11 protein-coding genes are annotated in these 20,184 nt (G+C 38.2%); 3 read left to right on the top strand and 8 right to left on the bottom strand.

From position 1 onward, the window contains the following. Window positions 1-223: 223 nt before the first annotated feature. The 7 genes from NPUN_RS34150 to NPUN_RS34115 form a co-directional block, all read right to left on the bottom strand. On the bottom strand, window positions 224-2,482 hold the full coding sequence (locus NPUN_RS34150; RefSeq protein ID WP_012412983.1) for an NHLP family bacteriocin export ABC transporter peptidase/permease/ATPase subunit: 2,259 nt from the start codon (window positions 2,480-2,482) through the stop codon (window positions 224-226). Further along, complete coding sequence (locus tag NPUN_RS34145) at window positions 2,469-4,085, bottom strand: NHLP bacteriocin system secretion protein (RefSeq protein WP_012412982.1); 1,617 nt, start codon at window positions 4,083-4,085, stop codon at window positions 2,469-2,471. Before NPUN_RS34145 ends, NPUN_RS34150 begins: the two co-directional genes overlap by 14 nt. A gap of 178 nt (window positions 4,086-4,263) precedes the next feature. Next, window positions 4,264-5,151, bottom strand: a complete 888-nt coding sequence (locus NPUN_RS34140; RefSeq protein ID WP_012412981.1) for a GNAT family N-acetyltransferase — start codon at window positions 5,149-5,151, stop codon at window positions 4,264-4,266. A 296-nt stretch (window positions 5,152-5,447) separates the two neighbouring features. Next, window positions 5,448-5,759: a Nif11-like leader peptide family natural product precursor gene (locus NPUN_RS38030; RefSeq protein WP_012412980.1), complete on the bottom strand. Its 312-nt coding sequence runs from the start codon at window positions 5,757-5,759 to the stop codon at window positions 5,448-5,450. Window positions 5,760-6,289: 530 nt separating this feature from the next. Further along, window positions 6,290-9,640: a type 2 lanthipeptide synthetase LanM family protein gene (locus tag NPUN_RS34130; protein ID WP_012412979.1), complete on the bottom strand. Its 3,351-nt coding sequence runs from the start codon at window positions 9,638-9,640 to the stop codon at window positions 6,290-6,292. Window positions 9,641-9,720: 80 nt separating this feature from the next. Further along, on the bottom strand, window positions 9,721-10,476 hold the full coding sequence (locus tag NPUN_RS34125; protein WP_167315706.1) for a response regulator transcription factor: 756 nt from the start codon (window positions 10,474-10,476) through the stop codon (window positions 9,721-9,723). Window positions 10,477-11,161: 685 nt separating this feature from the next. Continuing rightward, window positions 11,162-12,313, bottom strand: coding sequence for an IS630-like element ISNpu2 family transposase (locus NPUN_RS34115; protein ID WP_012412977.1), 1,152 nt, complete (start codon window positions 12,311-12,313; stop codon window positions 11,162-11,164). A 158-nt stretch (window positions 12,314-12,471) separates the two neighbouring features. On the opposite strand from NPUN_RS34115, the gene NPUN_RS34110 reads away from it, so the two are divergent. The 3 genes from NPUN_RS34110 to NPUN_RS34100 all read left to right on the top strand — a co-directional run bounded on the left by NPUN_RS34110 (window position 12,472) and on the right by NPUN_RS34100 (window position 19,873). Beyond that, window positions 12,472-14,973: a CHAT domain-containing protein gene (locus NPUN_RS34110; RefSeq protein WP_148220474.1), complete on the top strand. Its 2,502-nt coding sequence runs from the start codon at window positions 12,472-12,474 to the stop codon at window positions 14,971-14,973. Between the two features lie 108 nt (window positions 14,974-15,081). Then, the gene (locus NPUN_RS34105) at window positions 15,082-17,598 is read left to right on the top strand and encodes a CHAT domain-containing protein (RefSeq protein ID WP_012412975.1); all 2,517 of its coding nucleotides are present in this window, start codon (window positions 15,082-15,084) and stop codon (window positions 17,596-17,598) included. A 91-nt stretch (window positions 17,599-17,689) separates the two neighbouring features. Then, window positions 17,690-19,873 carry a caspase family protein gene (locus NPUN_RS34100; protein ID WP_012412974.1) on the top strand — a complete coding sequence of 728 codons (2,184 nt, stop codon included), beginning with the start codon at window positions 17,690-17,692 and terminating at the stop codon, window positions 19,871-19,873. Window positions 19,874-19,883: 10 nt separating this feature from the next. On the opposite strand, the gene NPUN_RS43830 is transcribed toward NPUN_RS34100, so the two are convergent. After that, on the bottom strand, window positions 19,884-20,027 hold the full coding sequence (locus NPUN_RS43830) for a hypothetical protein (RefSeq protein WP_234711187.1): 144 nt from the start codon (window positions 20,025-20,027) through the stop codon (window positions 19,884-19,886). Between the last annotated feature and the right edge of the window lie 157 nt (window positions 20,028-20,184).

Raw genomic sequence — 20,184 nt, 5'->3', positions numbered from 1 at the left:
GTATCTGAGAGTGCTGAGTGAAAAGTGAGCAGTGAGGAGTTAGTAGTACGCCAAGGAAACAATGCAAAGGTGGTTAGCCCCAAGGGCAGAGGGGAAAGAACAAGGCACATTGAACTCTCCTCTGCACCCCTGCACCTCTGCCTACCTCCACCTAACATTTTTGGGTTGGCAGACTACTAGAAGGTAAGAGTTATTTATTTGTTCTCTTGCTCCCCCTGCTCCCTCATCCCTCCTCTTCCATGCGAATTAATCTCGCATACACTCCCGATTCTTGCCACAACTTTTGATGAGTACCCCTTTGTACTACCTTTCCAGCTTCGAGGACGATGATTTCATCGCACTCTCGGATAGTACTCAGTCGATGGGCAATGATAATCCAAGTACATCCCCGTCGCCGCAAATTTTCATCGATAATTTTTTCCGTCTCTGCATCTAAGGCACTGGTGGCCTCATCCATAATTAGGATAGAGGGATTGTTCGCTAAAGCACGGGCGATTTCCAGTCTTTGCCGTTGACCTCCACTGAGATTAGCACCACCTTCGATTAACTCTGCATCCAATTCTCCAGACATTGAGAGAATTACGTCCTCAATAGCTGCGTCTCGGCAAGCCCGCAACAAATTTCTGTCTGGTATGGTGTCATCCCAAAGTGTTAAATTTTCTCTGATGGTTCCCCCAAATAATGAGATATCTTGCTCGACCATTGCCACTGAATTAGTGATTATCTGGTGAGAAATCTGTTCTTTGGGTGTATTATCAAAGAAAATTTCTCCTGACCAAGGTTGATAAAGTCCACTAATGAGTTTGGCGATCGTAGACTTGCCAGAACCGCTACTACCGACGAATGCAATTCGCTGTCCGGGTTTAATTACCAAGCTAAAGTTTTCAATCAAAGGTGCTTCTAAAGGACTGTAGCCAAATGTAATGTTTCGCAACTCGACATATCCTCGTAATTTGGGAAGAATATAGGGGACAGAGGGGGAGCAATCTCCCTCTCCGTCCCCTGCCCCCTGCACCTTCCCCCCTACCTCTTCTATCGGGTTACTTAGTACATCATCAAGGCGGATTAAATTCCCTTCTAATTCTTGAAGAGTGCTACCAAAGTTGACTAGATTGTTGACAGGTAGATGGAAGCTATGCATTAAGCTTTGAAAAGCTACCAGCATCCCAATGCTCAAATGTCCATCCATCACCCGCAAACCGCCTACAACTAAAAACAACATCGAAGACAAAGCAGAAAGTAAGGTAGGTAGGACAGAAAATATTTGATTTACTACCCCTAGTTCTTGCTGAGAATTTACCGCCTTGGTGTAATAGCCAGACCACCGAGAAAAGAAATTTGATTCTAACCCAGATGCTTTCAGTGTATCTATTGCTTGAATAGCAGCAATAGATACACCTGCTACTTTGCCATACTCTTGGATTAATCGCTGGTTGGCATCTACACGCTGTCTAGAAATCAACTGCAATGTCCAAATATTTACTAAGGCTAAACTAACAGCAATAAGAGTCAACAACCAGTCATATTGGAACATGACCAAAGCGTAAAAAATGATCATAACTGCATCAATAGCAGTAGTTGCTAGTTTTCCTGAAAGAACATCAGCAACTTGGTCGTTCAGTGTTGTACGGTTGCTAATTTCGCCAGCAAAGCGTTGAGCATAAAAATTCACAGGTAAACGCAGAATATGCCACATAAAACGGCTGGACATACCTACAGCTAACTTAATTTTCAGACGGCGCAGGTAACGCAATCGTAGTAAAGTAAAAGTTCCTTGAAGTATGGCGACAATAAACATTCCCAAGAGTAAAGGACGCAGCCAGTTTTGTCGTTCCTGAACCAAGATTTCATCGACAAATACCTGGCTAAACACAGGTATTGCTAACCCGACAACGGCCAAAAAGAATCCAGTTATCAAGCAATAAACTAAAGCATCAGTGCAGCCTTGCAGTCTTGACCATAATGCATTTAATATGCTGGATTTACGACCACTTTTGGTGAATTCGCTGCTTGGTTCCATTACCAGCACCACTCCCGTATATCCCTCCTCAAATTCTGCGAGGGAAACAGTTCGCGGCCCAGTGCTAGGGTCATTTACATAAACTCGCTGATGGCGAAATCCTTCCACCACCAAGAAGTGGTTAAAGTTCCAAAAGATGATGTATGGAGGACAAAGTTTTTGTAATTGGTGTAGTTCTTTTTTATAGCCTTTCGCTTGCAGTCCATACCTTCTAGCTGCTTGTAATATCTTTGCAGCTTTACTGCCATTACGCGAGACTCCACACTCTCGACGCAGTTCTGCAAGTGGCACTATCCGTCCGTAATAGCCTAAAACAATCCCTAAAACAGCCGCACCGCATTCTACAGCCTCCATTTGCAAAAGAGTAGGAGTTTTGACTCGCACACCTTGACCAGGCAGTAGTTTTTGTAAATGCTGTAAAGGATTTATTGGTAACTTAAAATAAGCATTAAAAAATACCACTGACTGACCTCAAGATAGGTAAAACAAAGGTGATGGGAGCGCGTTCTTCGACTTTGACTCGTACAACGGTTGTAGTTCCGGGCGAGATTTTCATTTGCGGCCCATTAGAAGAAGACCACTTATAGCCGCTGGGAGTCGTAGAATCTTGCTCTAGTTCAGCAAATACTTGTAAAAAACCTTCTTGTTTTTGTGACACTAAACCTTCCACCAATTCGGGGTTGCCCACTAAACTAGCGGCTGCTTCCTTAGTAATTGGAAATGGTGAAACATCGTTAATATTGCCAACGATACCGCCAAAACGTTCTCGCTTGACAGTTTGGGGGGTAATTTGAATCGGCATCCCAGATTGAATTTTTTTCCCATCTGCTATGGGAAAATAAGTGACACTCAGCAACTTGTTAGATGGGTTTTCTGCACCTACATTTGCCAAACGAGTTCCTACATTTATAACCTGTCCGGGTGTCACAGTTATTTCTAAAATTCGTCCGCTATGTTGGCTAATAATCTGACTATTGCTATTCAGTTGTTCTTCTAAAGAAGCTATCTCTCTTTTTACTTCTTGAATTTCTCTATTACGACTGCTTGAATCTTGCAAGTTTTGTTTAGCATGATTGGCTTCCCGGCTATCCAAATCTTTTAGTTCTGCCCGAAGTTGAGCAATTTCATTTTGATTTTTTAGGTAAGCCTCATCTGCGTTAGTTTCTTCTAATTCTAGCTTTTGCAAGTCAGCAAGGTTGCTCGCAATTTCATTTTGGTTGTTGATATATCTTTCTTGGGCATCACCTTCTCTAACTTCCAAATCTTTAACTTGGGTTTCTAACTGAGCAATTTCTTCAACTTTTTTAAAATATTCTTCTTGAGTTTGATAAAGTTCAGTTTCCGAAACTACTTTCTGCTGTACTAGTTGTTTAAAACTTTTGACTTTTTTTTCTATAAAAGGGAGTTGCGCTTTAGCTGCCTGAATGCGTTGTTGAAAACTTTGACGCTGCTGTTGCAGTGATTCATGATTTTTACGCTTGAGGATGGGAGTTAAAGCTTCTAGTTTTGTAACTCGCTGTTGCAGTTGTAGACGTTGTTTTTGAATAGATTCAAAGCTTTTGGTTCTGAGTATTGGCGACAAAGCTTGTAATTCTTGAATTCTTTGTTGAGCATTTTGGCGTTGCTGTTGGATAGTTTTGTAGTCCTGAGTATTTCCCTGCCCTTGAAGTAAGCTGGCGGCTTGATTTTGTGCCGTCATTTCTGTGAGTTTTGATTTTTGCTGTTGCAATTGTGTGTGGAGTAAGGTTTGGTCAATGGTTGCTAAAAGCTGTCCTTTTTGGATGATATCTCCAACTTTTATATTCAGATTTAATAATTGACCTGAACTTTTTGATTCTAGTGGTATGACTTTGCGGGGGTAAATTAATACTCCTTTACCTTCGATGGTGATGGGTATGCGTCCATAAACACTCCAGACAATACTTAGTATTACTAATGAACTCAAAGAAATTAACGTCAGCCAGCTTTTTGGACTAACTATTTGCATCAACTGATCTAGTCTTTCAGGAGAAGCAAGACGTTCTAGTGATTTATTTGGTAATAAGGGTTGCTTTTTCAGTAACATATATATAAGTTATAAAACTCCTGTTTTATTGTTGAAAAAATCATTATACTTTGATTACTTTTTCCCTGTTTCCTGTTCCCTTGCTTTTCTTTACGAGTGATTTAAAGAAGGGGCTAAATCAGATTGCTATAGTTGTCTATAATCTTGAGTAGAGATGCAAAAGGAATCTTGGTAGGTACTATCCCAACAATAATTTAGAGATGATTCTGGTTTCTTGGATAGAAGTTAAATAAGGTAAGCATCGATATTTAACAAATGCCACCATAGATTGATGATTCATGGGGGTAGTCCAAATGAAGTGAGGAATTTTAGCGTTTAATTGTAGTTTAGCGGCTTCATAAAATAGAGTAATCATCCGACCCTTTTTTTGTATATCTGGTCTGCAAAAAGCACAGGTATAGCGAATGGTGTCTGGGAAAATTCGATGGCTAATTAGCCATCCTACTACCTGTCCTTGATAGCGTAAACCTAGACTGTTTAAGGGTTCTATCTGCTTATCGTATTTGAAGGGAATTAGGTCTTCAGGAATCCACGGCTGAGTCGCCTGTTGTCGTTCAATTGCTTGTCGTTCTTGTGTTGTAATTTCTCGCCAAGGGAATATGGTATATGCAGCAGGAAGTTGACTATATTGTTTTAACCAAGGTGCTTGTATTCCTTTCTCCATTTCTCCTTTGCATACTAACATCCGAGGTTGTGGAGATGTCCAACCGCATTTGTGAAGTAAATTTTCTAATGCAGGGGTTGTAGATTTCCCAGTCATATAAACTAACTCCACTTTTTTACATCTCCGGTAGGTTAGTTCTGTTTCTAGGCGGTTTAATAAGTTTGTACCTATTCCTGCACAGCGGTGTGAAGGTTCAACAAATAAGGATAAAACTTCGGCTGATTGATTGTATGTCCGAATCTCAGCCAGAACCAAACCAACTGGTTCCTCTTGATATGAAGCGGCGATCGCAATTAAAGATTCTTTGGAATTTATTTCTTGCAATACATATTGAAAAGCTGGAAATGTCATTTTTTCATACATTACTGCTGTTGAATCTTTGAGGATATTCAATGTATACATTTTATCGATCTCTTAGCTAATTTTTAGTTATTTTATAATTTGAGATATGTATGGTAATTACTGGATATTAGAAGAATATTTTTACAGGTTTTCTTGAAGTCAATCAATAAAAAATAAAACTATTCTAGATATGTTGCTATAGTTACAAACTTCATGTTCAACCATATTGTCAAAAATTAAATACTTATATAACAATGATGCGAGTGTGTATGACAGGGAATTTTCACCCTGTCATACTAGATTGAAAAACTAGCGTTGTTTACTTGCTATATTTAAGCAGTAGTGGAGAAATATTATTAACATTTACTACCCCAGCAACCGCTTCTAAGGAAACAAGCCGTAAACTGTGTATCTAGTGGGCATGATTTACCTTTCCCACCAGCCACTAATTCTAGTTCTTCATCTCTGAGTTCAGCATTCACATTTTGTAGATTCTCAGTGACAAAAGCATCTACCTCCTGAATCGTAAAGTTGTATCCGTTGTCTTGACCTAATCTCACTGCTAATTCATTAAAACTGTCTGTGTTCTCAGTAGCTCCTAGCAGTTCTTGCAATTGTTCACTATTTTGAACAAGAACGTAAAATTGTTCTAAGTTTTCTTGGCTCATGACTATTTTTTCCTATTGATGAAGTTTTGATTAGCATTGCAGTACAAAAGACTTTTTATATTTAGTATTTCTATTTAGTCTCTTGCACTGACACTTATTATGTTATTCGCTAAAAATATCTATAACAATCACATATTATTTGTTGAGTAATCACATTTACTTTGATATTTTTTATTTATACAAATTAAAATTTAAAAAATATATCCGCAAAATTTTGCGTCTTTACAAGGTTTATTTCTAAAATTGCTATCAGTTTAAAAATTCAAAATTGAGTAAGCTACCGACAAATTTGTATTATCAGTAGCTTCAGTATGTAAATTGTTTTCAAAAGGCAGAAGGCAACCCACCCTTAAAAGAGTGGGATTGTAACAAGGACGTTTTATACCTTGCTGCAAGCAGTCTCGGTATAATTATTTATCTAAACTGGCTTTAGACCCAGAACTAAAGTTTTAATTGTTACTCCTAACCTTTTGCCTTCTGCCCTCGAACTTCTGCCTTTCTTTCTCAGATTTGTTACTTTTGTGACAGCCTTATTCCCAAAGCAGAACTGAGGGCAGTTCTTCTGGATAAGCTAGTCGTAGTAATTGATATCCGATTCCCGCAGCCCCCTGGAACAAAGAGGGATTGTATACAAAATTAGGTAAGTCACCAAACAACTCATACCTTCCTTTTCGTGTGGCTCGTGCTACTGCTATGGCTGCTAACTGTTGAGCAGCTTGATACCAGTCAGGATTGTGAAGCTTTTGTGCAGCTACTAGCATGACTTCACATCGTCCTAAGTTACCACAGCAGAGATGGTCGATAGTTTGTAAGGCAGTGTTTTGAGTAGTTTTTAGGGCTACTTCAATATCAGTCAGAATTTGCTCTGAACGATCAATTGATAAACTCCCCAACCTCCCTAGAGCAATTCCAGGAGCCCCATGACACCAAGTTGACCAAAAAACGGGCAGTGAAGCAGGGTCATAAACAGGAGTGATTTCTCGCCAGTTACCAACTGAGGGATAGAATAAGGCATTTTCGTAGGCGATCGCCATCCGAGCCGCATCCAAGTAATCAGTATCTTGAGTGACCGCATAGAGACGCAGCAATGCGTAAGCAATACCGGCTGCACCGTGAGAAAAACCAATTAAACCCTTGAGATTTGAAGTTTTCCCAAACACTTCGTTGCAGTACTTTAACAGGTGCTGACCGCAGGCGATCGCTTGTTTTAAAACCATCGGCTGTTCTTGAGCAAGTGCCAAAAGTCCCAAAATTGCTCCTGCTGCTCCCCCAATAATGTCAAACTTGCGATCGGCAGAAATTGCTGTAGGTGTAATTAAGTTAGCAAATCGCTGGACATCTGCACACAACTGAGGCACTTCTAAAAATTGGCTGATTTTGACAAAACTATAGATAATGGAACCAAGTCCTGTAGCACCTCCAATCCCCAGATTTAACGCTGTATCCAAGTCTGTTTTAGTATCGGATGTTTGCAAATAATTTTGCAGAGGCTGTATAGCTCTCAAAGCTAAATCACGATATAGCGTTTTACCTGTCACACGAGCTAAAGCTGCTAAAAATACAGCGATGCCGCAATTACCATCGTAGAAACTATAGCCCAGGGGCATCAGTTGGAATCGTTCAGCACTGAGGACGTAAGTCAAACTAATCCAAGTCAGGCTATCATCAGCACCACAGATAGCTCGGTTTTGAATTTCGCTGGCAATTTCCTGTGCTTGCTCTAACAATTCTGCTGATGTCAACACGAGCGCAGAATCATACTCTGCCTCCTGTGATATAGAACTACTTGGATTTGTTTGCAGAATTCGTGCTTCTTTAGCATAAAAAGCCAATTGAATAATGCTCAGTTGTTGTGCCAAGTCATTTTCATTCAACTTTTGTAATCTTGATCTAACTTGAGACAAGCAGGATGTTTTAAAATACTCAACTATAGCTTTCTCTTCTCCTAGAGGTAAAGTATCCCCATCAACCAGACCACTGAAGTAGGGAATATCTAACTGACTTATAGCCTTGAGTTCTTCAAGAAGAATCTGCCAAGCCAAGGGTTTATCCCCATTAGTCAGAAATGACCGACTCAAGACATCTACTTGTATACTCCAATCAAGTCCGTGCTGAAGGAATTCTGGAGTCATTACCTGACCAAGAAGCATTCCATAAACTCTGGTGGGACGAAAGATAAATCGCACTTTTTGAGCATGAAATACATTGAGTGGACTGTTAGCAGCTAGCAGTACTTCTTTTTGTCTCATCAAGAAGCAATACATTTGTTCAAAGCCAATAACTAACTCATTTATGTAGTTTTTCGGTGATAGTGGCATCCCGTTTAAAAGCGCTATATTCGCCTCTAAAGGTCTGTCAAGTTTTTCATACCCTTGGTGCATATCATCAGTGTTGATAAATTTCCATACTGGCATCGGTATTGGTACTGGCTGTACCTCAACACTACCAAGACCGCTAAAATCGCAGGCTATGGAATCATTAGCAGCGAATTCCCACATTGGTAGTAGTCCAGTGCGAAGGACTGAATCAAAGAGTTGATTAGTGGCTAGTGATGTTGCACTTTGGTCTAAGGAAACCCCCATTAATTTTGCTTCGTGCTGCATGACAGTTTCCATATCAACCAACACTAAGTTTTCGCCACAAGCTATTAAATTCTCATTGTGACAGTCAGTTCCTCCTAATACATATAACAGGCATAGCAACATACCTGCTCGGATATAAAAACGCTGTGCTGCTGCTTCATCTTCACAGGGTTTCTGCTCTATATACTCCACCCAACCATAATCTCCTCGGTTTATAACTTGTAAAACTTTGAGGTTTAAAGAGGGATGATTTTGTCCTAATGTTAATTCTTGATTACACCATTCTAAAAACTGACAAAAGGCAACTTCTAACCCTAAATTTTTGGGTTTATACACTAGCTTTCTGCCTGATGCAAATGTGAGGGCAATTACAGAACGATTTTGATTATGGGAGTCAGATATAGCCGATTTAATTTCTATAACTGTATCAAAAGCTTGATAATTTTCTGTATTTGCTAATGGATGAATTTTTTGCTGGATTTCTCCTAAATCAGCATCAAGTCTCTCTAAAAATTCCTTTGTAGCTTCTACCCAAAAATCAATTGTTGTAACAATGAACCTAGCTAACAAAGGATACTTTTGAAAAAATCCTAACAATCCGTCAGCCAATGACTTTTGAATAAAAGTCTTATATAGCTCTGTACTATGCACATTTTTCGTGTTCTTGATGAATTGGCTAAGAAAGTTTTTGCCAAAACTGCGAGAAATAGAAAATTCAAATTCTAAAGCTTTTGCACTTAAATTAAATAGTTTTTGCAGTAAAGCTTTCTCTAGATTTAAGTAAGCAGCTTCACTAAGTATCTTTAATGGTAAAGTGTCTGGAGATAATGAGTCAAAACCTAAGCAATTTAGTAATTTCTGACGTGCCACTGCAACTAGAGCTAATAATATTTCTTCAAAAGGATAGGGATTTTCCGGTTCACTGGCGTTTGGAGATATCTTTTGGATATTAGACTCTGAAAGGATGTGGATAATGTCTGATAAAGTTTTTACCCAATTTGGCAAGTTTTGGCTATCAAAAATTGGCTCTGTCCCAAATAAATCACGTATTGTTTCAATATTCCAATTACTCCATTCTAAACGCTTATGAAATACTTCCAGGTCGCCTTTAGCAATAACTTTACACCAATCCACTATACGTTTATCAGCTTCTTTTTCGTTGAAATGAGTGACATTAAGCGACAGATTATTATTAATTAATCGTTCAAATAAGAAGGTAGCTTTACTGGCAATCTGCACTACCTTAACTTGAGTTGATGTTGTTTTGAATTCATTATTAATCATTTCACGTTCTTCCATTTTTTTGAGTAAAATTACACCGAAGATATTTGATTATCTCAACGAATCTAAGTGATTAAGTTGCTTAGTACTTGCAGTTTTCACTGAAAGTCACCAAAATTATTTGAATTTAGGGATGCTTTATCTTTGTTTAGCTGGTGACTATTGTGAGATTTTTCTACTTCTCTCCAAACTTGAGGAGAAGTTCCATGATAATCACGAAACTGTCTATAGAAATGAGCAAGATTTTCATATCCCACCTTAAGAGCAATTTGATTAACTGATTGGTCAGTTTGCAGTAATAATATTTGTGCAGCCGTTATCCGGCACTCAATTATCCATTTCTGCAAAGATTTTCCTGTTGTTTGCGTAACAACAGTAGTTAAATAAGTTGCAGAGTAACCTAATGCCTCAGCTACGTCACATAAACTGATAGGTTTGTCGTAATTAGCTGCTATAAACTCAAATACCAGATTGAGGCGAGGAATAGATGGTAAAATCGACTGAACATTGGGTTGATCGTTGCCAATTGAAGGTGAATTTAAAACTTGTTGAGACTGAATAGCATACCCATGTTTGCGGGCGGCTTGCTTCGCTAGTTGGGCTTTGATGGCTTTATTCAGTTCCTCTGTTGTACAAAATTTAGTGATATAGCCATCTGCTGCAAATTCAGGACATTGATAAATCTCAGATGCTTCATTAATTAGAAAAATTAAGGGAATTGTTGCTGTAACAAAGTTTTGGCACAGATTATTCCAGAAATTACAATTATTTTGTTTTGCTATCTCAAGACTACAAATTATCAAGTCTGGTAACTGCTTTTGTGCTACCTGAGAAACCAGTTTTGTATTGTTCATACAAACAACTTCAAAACCACTCTCTTTCATACATTTAATGAATATTTTCAGGTAGTTGATATCTCGTTCAATTATGATAATATTGGGCATTTTTTTAGATTAATAAAAATTATTGTTGACGAATCACAATAAAAAGACTTCGGATAACTACCACACCTAATATGACTAATCCAACCTTGCCAAATTCCCAATGTTCACCATGCGAGTGATAAGAAAAATTAGACATTATAACTCCCCTTTAGTATCAAGTCAGTCTCAGTAGGAAATTGTGCAGTTATCTTTCTTTACTTCGGCTTTGCGTGGTTGCCGACGCTAACATATATCTCTCATCGCGGAGAGCTTATGTAAAAATTTAGGGCGTTGTAGAGAAAGCGGGATGATTTAGCAACTTCCTTTCATTCCCCCCTGCGTCGTCTGCTTGCCACAATTCATCACACTGTTCTACAATGTCAAATTTAGTTTTTACATACCCCCCCATTGCTCCGAGATATAAAGTTTTGCGCCAGCAACCTTCGTCTCTACGGTTTATTACCTGTATCTCCAGCACTGAGGAACTTATGCAAAACTGCTTGGTGCTGTATGTTTTTTCACGTCGCCAATTTATGCAAACATGACTTACAAGCTTTCGCCAATCAATAGTGCTGTTTCTATTAATTCAGCATTTAACTGGTAAGCTAATCAGCATTTAAGCTGCAACATAGTGGATATTGCCTTTATTTCTTATTTTCCGATGCCACTTAATTACTAACTCACCTTGATTTAACAACTTATCTAGTAATGATTTTAATTCATCCACTAATTTAAATAGACGGTGAGCAATATATTCTTTACATGAATGCCAAACTAATTCGATGATGTTGTAATCTGGGCTGTAAGCAGGTAAAAACTCTAAAACAAAGTTGGGAAACTCTTGAGATATTTTAGTTAGAACATCTTTGCGCTTATGAAAACTAGCATTATCTAAAATTAAAATAATCTTCGGGCCAGATTTCGCAAAATCTTCAAAACGGTTTCCAATACTAACCCATTCTTGTTTTATTAGTCCATTTAATTGTTGTAATTGCTCATAAAAAATATCTGCGTTTCCCTTTTTTACAAAAAAGCATACGCGTTTCCGGTCTAGCTCTCTGATTGCCCCCATGACATTTACTCGACCACAACGCCGTTCTCCTGGAACATTCTTGCGTTTTCCTTTTTTACCCCATCCCTTGCATCGAATCACACGTAAACTAAAACCGCTCGTCGCGCGGGTACGCGCGCCCGCTACGCTAACGTCCCAAAACCATACCTGAAAACGCTCTGGCTGTTCTCGTGCTATTGATAAATATTGAGTAAGTTTCTCTTTAAACTTCGCTCTTTCAATTGGATTTTGTTTATCTTCTAGGTCATATTTAGCCCAGATATAACTATACTTTTTTCGCTTTAATATCCTCCTTAACTGAGAACTACTTAAATCAATCCCTGTTTTCTGGGTTAAATATGTGGCTAATCTTTCTGCCGTCCATCTGCCAAAGTCGTAGCCTAAATCTGATGGCTCTTGGTCAACAGTTTTTAATAACAGTTCAATATATTCAGGAGTAGCTTTTCGATAATGTTCGTACTCTCTTTTATTATGTAGAGTTTCTAGATCATCTGGATCACCGTGCATACACCAATATGCCACTGTTCTGCGCGAACAGCCTAAAAATTTAGCAGTTTCCTGTTGCGGTTTCCCATCGTTTTGGAGCAAAATAATTAGAATTCTTTCCCTGACGTGGGGTAGCTCGCTCTCTTTTAGAGCTTGCTGTAACTTACTAACTTGTTCCGTAGTTAAAAAATTCTTGGCTGGTGGCGGCATAGTTGCTTTTGAACGGCTTCATCTTCTTATTATGCAACTTATGTGCCGATTAGCTTATTCTAGTTATTACTGATGCGTTACTTGGTAATGTCTCTCTTTTGCTTTTCTCAAATCCTACTAGCTAGGCAGTTACCATATATTTACATAACCTTCCTCCTGTGGGAGATATATACAATCAGGTTCATCTTCCCTACTCAGTCATAGCCATGTACCTTAGAAGGTTTTGTTTAATTGCGATCGCCACTTTCATTACTACTTTTTCACAGTCACCAATCAGCTTCAAAGCTCAGACTCAAGTAGAACAAGTACTGGCGCAAACTCCTGCTGACCGCAAAGCAGAAGCAGAACGTCTTTATCAAGAAGGCGATCAGCAGATTCAGATTGGTCAACCTAAAGCAGCACTACAATTCTTTCAACAAGCACTAGTTATCTATCAAGAAATTGGCGATCGCAATGGCGAAGCGTTGAGTCTCAACTACATTGCCATAGTTGAACGCGCACTAGGTGACTATACTCAAGCGCTAAACTTTTACAAGCAAGCTTTAAATATTTTCCGAGAACTAGGCGATCGCTTGAATGAAGGAACTGCTCTCAATAATATTGGAAAAGTTTATGAAGGTTTGGGGCAATATCCTCAAGCCCTAGAGTTTTATCAACAGGCTTTAGTTATTCGCAGACAAGTAGGCGATCGCTCTGGCGAAGGCTTTACCCTCGCCGAACTGGGATATATCAATACTAGTCTAGGGCAGTATCCCCAGGCGCTAAATTTCTTACAGCAATCTTTAGATATTTTCAGACAAATTGGCAACCAGAAGCAAGAAGCATTAACCCTCAATGGCATTGGCGTTTATTACAGGACTATAGATCAGTATCCTAAAGCTCTAGAATATTATCAACAAGCCTTCGTTATTTTTAAAAAACTTGGGGAGCGTCGCGGTGAAGGAACTTCTCTCAACAACATTGGAGATTTTCGGCGCAATCAAGGCGAGTATCCGCAGGCACAAGAGTTATTTCAGCAAGCCTTAGCCATTTTTAAAGAAGTTGGCGATCGACAGGGTAAAGGAGTTGCTCTTAGCAACATCGGCAGAGTTTACAATTATCAGGGTCAGTTTCCTCAAGCGCTGAAATTTTTTGGAGAAGCTTTAGCTATTTTTAAAGAAATTGGTGACAAGGTGGGTGAAGCACGAACTCTTAGATATATAGGTAGTACGTTTTATCAATCTGGCAAGTTTGTGGAAGCAGAAAAAACTCTCCAGGATGGAATTAAGCTTTTAGAGTCTCTACGACCAAGATTAAGTGACGCTAATAAAATTTCAATTTTTGAAACACAAACTGTCACTTATCAATTGCTACAAAAAGTTTTGATTGCCCAGAATAAAAGCAATGATGCACTAGAAATATCTGAACGCAGTCGCGCTAGGGCATTTGTGCAATTACTTCAATCTCGATTGTCACCTAACTTACAAAGCGAGGAAGAGATTCCAAGAGCAACAATTGAGAAAATTAAAAAAATTGCCAAGGTGCAAAATGCAACCTTGGTTCAATATTCAATTATTTTTGATGATTTCAAAATTGCAGGTAAACAAACAACTAAAGAATCAGAACTTTTTATCTGGGTAATCAAACCCACAGGTGAAGTAGGATTTCAGAAAACTGACCTCAAACCACTGTGGCAAAAACAAAATACCTCTCTAAAAGGCCTAATTACCACTACTCGCGCATCTCTCGGTATTGATGATAAAAGCCGTAGTATTATTGAAGCAAAAGTTATTAATCCTGTTGATGAAAAAGTACAGCAAAAAAGCTTACAAACACTACATAAACTTCTCATTCAACCCATTGCTGACCTTTTACCCACTGACCCAAATCAGCGTGTTATTTTCGTCCCTCAAGATAACTTGTTCCTCATTCCCTTCCCTGCACTACAAGATGAACAGGGCAAATACTTAATTGAAAAACACACTATCCTTACTTCTCCATCAATTCAAGTATTAGAACTCACACACCAGCAACGAGATAAAGTCAAGCAAGCCTCTGTCTCCGAAGCTTTAGTCGTGGGTAATCCCACCATGCCCAGCTTTGCACCTAAAATTGGCGAAAAACCGCAAAAATTAGCAACTCTACCAGGTGCTAAACGTGAAGCAGAAGCGATCGCACCCATCCTAAATACAAAAGCATTGACTGGTAATGAAGCCACTGAAACCGCCATTAAAGCCAAACTATCCCAAGCCAGAATCATCCATTTAGCAACACATGGTTTATTTGATGGCTTCCAAGGTTTGCAAAGTGCGATCGCGCTTGCACCGAGCAGTCAGGATGATGGCTTACTCACTGCCGAAGAAATTCTCAGCCTAAAACTGAATGCAGATTTAGTTGTCCTCAGTGCTTGCAATACTGGTAGAGGTCGGATTACTGGTGATGGCGTGATTGGGTTATCGCGATCGCTATTTATTGCCGGCACTCCTAGTGTAATTGTTTCCCTCTGGTCTGTTCCTGATTCACCCACCACCGAATTGATGACCGAATTTTATACCAATTTCAACCAAAATAAACTTGATAAAGCCCAAGCCTTACGCCAAGCCATGCTCAAAATCAAAGAACAATATCCCAATAAACCCCTAAATTGGGCAGCTTTCACACTCATTGGTGAAGCAGAATGATCAGTAAAAAGTAAGATTCCTTAACTAGTATTGTTGCAGCTAACAGCTAATAAAGCTTAGAATCTGATTTTTGAGTATAAACAATTAGGACATTGGATAATTAAAAAAATGAAAACAAATAAAATTTTATTAGTAGCAATTTTTAGTGTAACCTCCTCTATCTTTTTATGTTTCGATGATGTATTCGGACAATCCAAAAGTTATAACATTGTTAATAATGTAGATGTAAAAATTAATAAACCACATGAGCCAAAAATAGCACAAAGTATTACTCCTCAAACAAATCAAAGATTGATTAATGAGCTTCAAGAGTTGGTACGTAGAAATAAAAAAGGAATAGTACTTATCCAAAATCAAGAGGAAGCTCATGTTTTTATTGCTGAGAGTATTTCCGAATTAGTAATTATTGATTTGGAAAATCCCCATTTAATGAGAATTCTGGAGGAAGACAGGAAATTGCGAAAAATATCTGCTAGTGATTTACTTACAATTGCTAGAGAAGTAGGAGGTATAGGAGTCAAAAAACGAACAGAGGAAAATTATAAAAAAGCATACAATTTCTATCGATTTGCATTGTTAGTTGCTACTTATTATCAAGATACTAAAGGAATTGATGTTGTTTCAACTAATATATGGTATTTATTACAAGAGCTAAATTATCACAAGAGAGGGAAAGCTGTAGCATTGCGTTTACAACAAGATGAATTGAGGCAGCAAAATCAGGCTGGTCAAGATTTAGCACCTATTCAAAGACTTGTTTCAGAAGACAGCAAAGCACTTCTTTTAAGGCTAAAGCAAATCAAAGAAAAATTGCCTTTAACAAATAAAGATGAACAAATATATTTGTTATTATTAATTCACAGGCTTGCTGCATTAGCTAGTAATAATTCTGAGCGGATAGCAAGTTTGAATCAGATGGTATCATTAGCACAGAATCCAGAGCAAGAAAGAATATTACTCAAGGCTATTATTGATGAATTTGCTCAAACTTCAATTCTGGAAGTTTTTGCAGCAGAGGGAATGATTGTAGAAAAAGATTTAAGCTTAAAACAATTTAAGCAAATTTGGCAACTTTATCTTAAATATAGGAAAAACCTTGACCAAGTAGAACCATCACAATTTTTACCAAGGTTAAATTTTGCACTATTAAATTTTCAATATCTTCGTTCAAATACTGTAAGAGCAGGTGGTTCATTTGGACATAGGTCGTCATATATTGTTTCCGAATTTTTGCAACCTATTGGTCGAGATTTAGTCTTTATTTTTGGAAAAGCGGGTTATCACCAAGAAGCCATGCAGATTTCTGAAGAAATACGTTCTAGAGCATTGGTTGACTGGATGGGACGCACTCATCCAAATAGTCGTCTTTCATTAAATCCATCAATGTCTGGTAGTGTAGGGGAGGTTTATCCAGCTTCATATGATGAAACTATTTTAACTGCAAAAAGGATCAATGCACCTTTGTTAATATATAGCAAAGACCAATATGGATACTCGGTTTGGTTATTAGGGGAGAATGGTGAATTTTTTAATTCACGTATAGAAAACCCAGATAAAGTAATAGATAGAATATTACAACAACTACCTTACGCTTCAAATGATAAAGATATTAATGCTCTACAAGGTGCAAGCAGAAGTATCTTTCAAGTCACCCAAAAATCGGAATTAAGCAATGAAGATTTAGATATTGAGTTAAACAAACTTTATAAAATTCTTTTACCTCAGGTAATTCAAGAAGGTCTTATTCAACTGAAAGCAAATAGAATAGCGATTGTGACTGATAATACTCTAGATTTTATTCCTTTTAGTGCTTTACGTACAAATGATGGACAATACCTAATTGAAAAATATGAAATTTTTTACCTACCATCAGTTACGGCTCAATTACTGATTGAAGATGACGAACGTGTAAGTAATGTTCAACTTCCTGACATTAACAATAATGAAACACAGAGAAATATATTTTTAATAGGAAATCCTCTATTCTCAAATCCATACACAGTTATTTTTAATGGTCGCAAGCATCAATTAAATTTTTCCCGCTTACCAGGTACTGAAACAGAAGTTAAATCTATTGCTGAACTATTGAATGTTAAACCCATTTTGGGTAAAGATGCAAATTTAAAAGTATTATTAGATTCTATCAATCAAACAACATTTTTTGATATTCCTATACCACAAAAATTGCCTCTACTTCATATTGCTAGTCATGGCATTTTGTTTTCTGAAGCTCCTGAAGAATCATTTGTTGCTTTATCTGAAGGCAAAATTACTGCTCGTTTTCTTTACGAGAATGACCCTGGTGTGAGATTTGAGATGGTTATATTGAGTAGCTGTCAAACAGCTTTAGGTGTTTCTCATCCTGATAGTACCATCGGACTTAGCAACGCTTTTTTAGTTGCAGGAGCTAATACTGTTGGTTCTACCCTATGGCAAATCTCAGATAATGCAACAGTAGATTTGATGATGGAATTTTATAAGGAATTGCTCCAAGGTAAAAATGTAGCGACTGCCCTACGCCAAGCTCAAATAAAAATGATTAAAAATCCTAAATGGAGGCATCCACACTACTGGGCTTCATTCAAAATTATTGGAAGTACAAATAATCCTTTAATATCAAAATAAAATATATCCATTTATCAAAGTTTATTAAGAAAATAAACTTCTCTTGAACTTACTTAATTTCTATCAATTTCAAAGAGTTAAAAATTCTGCTATGTACCTTATCAAACGCCGTCATTTTATCCAATTTGCTTCTTCAACCTTTGCCACTTTGGGTTTAAGCCAAATCGATATCATGCAAAAGGGAAACCGCTACGCTCAAGTTTTATCACAAAGCACCCCTCGAAAATTAGCACTCTTAGTGGGAATTAATAATTATCTAAACAATGAGAGAGGTGATAACTTGAGAGGATGTATCACCGATGTAGATTTACAGGAAAAACTTTTAACCCATCGCTTTGGTTTTGAACCCAACAATATCCTGAAATTAACAAGTGACCCAGCCGATAAACAACCCACCCGAAAAAATATTCTAGAAGCATTTGAAGAACATCTAATTAAGCAAGCTAAACCAGGAGATGTAGTAGTTTTCCATTTTTCTGGTCATGGTTCTCGACTACCAGACCCTGACCCCATTCAGCAATGCAGAAATGATAACTATAACAGCACCCTAGTACCATCTGATGATGGTGCCAATGGTGTCACACAGGACATTATGGGACGTACCCTGTTTTTGTTAATATCGGCTTTAAAAACCGAAAATGTCACTGTAGTTTTAGACAGTTGCTTCTCCGGCGGTGGTACACGAGGTAACTTTATTGTGCGTGCTGCATCTAATGATAATTTGCAGCCATCTCCAGAGGAAATTGCTTATCAAGAACATTGGATCAAACAGTTGAATATCCCCTTAGAAAAACTTATCAGTCTTCGCTGTGCTAGTGAGCGAAAAGGAATAGTTTTTGCTGCGGCTAAAAGGGAACAAATAGCAGCAGATGCCACTTTTGATGGCTTTTCGGCTGGTGCATTTACTTACTTGATGACGCAGTATCTTTGGCAACAAACTGGTAGTGCTGGGAGTATGATTTCTCAAATTACTTCCAGCATTAAATCACTTTCACGGCAAGAGCCTTTAATAGATGGTGATGAAAATAAACCAGTCTATTTTATTAAAAATAAAGTTTTCCCTACTGATGCAGTTGTTATTAAAAGTGAAGGTAAAAAAGCAACATTATGGTTGGGAGGAATAGACAAAGAAAGTTTAGAAGCATTTACACCAGGAGCTACTTTTACAGTCATCAACAATCAAGGACAAACCTCAGCAACCGTAAAGTTGATATCCCCTCGTCGTGGCTTAATAGCAGAAGCAGAACTGGTAGACAACAGAGGGATAAATTCTCTGCGTCCAGGAATGCTGTTGCAAGAATCAACTCGTGTAATTCCGGCTGACTTAAAGTTAAGTATTGGTTTAGATCCTTCTCTAGCTGGTGATACAAATGCAGCAAAAGAATTTGTAGAAGCTATCAATCGTATCGCAGCTATAACAGCGCAGAATCAAAAACCACCATATCCAAATGGTGTGCAATACATCTTCAGTCGCATGACAGATAGCTATCGAAGACAATTGCAGCAACAAGTTACAGAAAACTTGCCTGTGGTTAATAGTCTTGGTTTGTTTACCGCAGGACAGGAACTAGTATTACAATCTTTTGGTGACGCAAGAGAAGCAGTAAAAGATGCTGTCCAGCGTTTAGAACCTAAACTCAAGTCTTTGCTAGCAACTCGTATTCTCAAAAAAACTTTGAATACCAATTCGTCAGAACTAGATGTGGAAGTTTGCCTGAATTTAGTAGAGCAACCTAGCAAAATTATAGCTAAAACTGCCACATCACGGAGCCAAAAGAATCGTCAAGTCTCACAAAAAATTTATTCGCACAAATTACCTCTGCAACAACTGTTTCAATTTCAAGTGACCAATAATGAATCGACTTCTGTCTATATTTCTATCTTGCTATTTGATTCCAGTGGTGATTTATTGGTGATATTTCCCTATAAATGGTCAGCACCTGAGGAGTCAATGCAATTAGCGCCACAGCAAACACTAGTAGTTGGCAATCCACAAGAGCTAAAATTACAGGCGATCGAGAAAGGTAGTGGGGAAGCATTAATTATTGTCAGTCGCAAACCACTAAAGAATGCTGTCAAAACAATGAGAGCTTTAGCAGCAGAACAAAAGCGTGATGCTGGAGTAGTAGAGTTAAAAGGTTCATCCACAAGTCCAGATGAAGTGATTGGTGATTTGCTGAATGATTTGAGAGATGTACGTGGTGGTGGTATTGTAGCCACACCAGTGAGCAATTCTGATATGGCTACTTTGTCGATCGCTTTCGAGGTTAATTGATTCCTGCATCCTATATATCTTTTTCTCCCACACTACCGGAGCTTTCCCTAAAAAGCCAGTGGCTATCATTGTCAGAATTTCCTTCGCCATCGACTTGAAGATTTAAAGAAAGCACCAACTGCTCAATGTGGCTTTCAAGGCGGGAGATCGCCAAGACCAAAGAAGCAAGTTGTTTCCTATCCTTCTCAATTTGACTAAATTCCCACTTAGAACACTACCTGTCAAAATAAAGTTGGCTAACTAGTAGCGGCTGGGTCGTCATTTATTTGGAAGTCCCTAACTGTCCGTTAATGGCGGCTTTTTAAGGACAC

Source organism: Nostoc punctiforme PCC 73102, from assembly GCF_000020025.1.
Classification (GTDB): Bacteria; Cyanobacteriota; Cyanobacteriia; order Cyanobacteriales; family Nostocaceae; genus Nostoc; species Nostoc punctiforme.
This window is presented reverse-complemented; position numbering and strand designations above follow the sequence as displayed.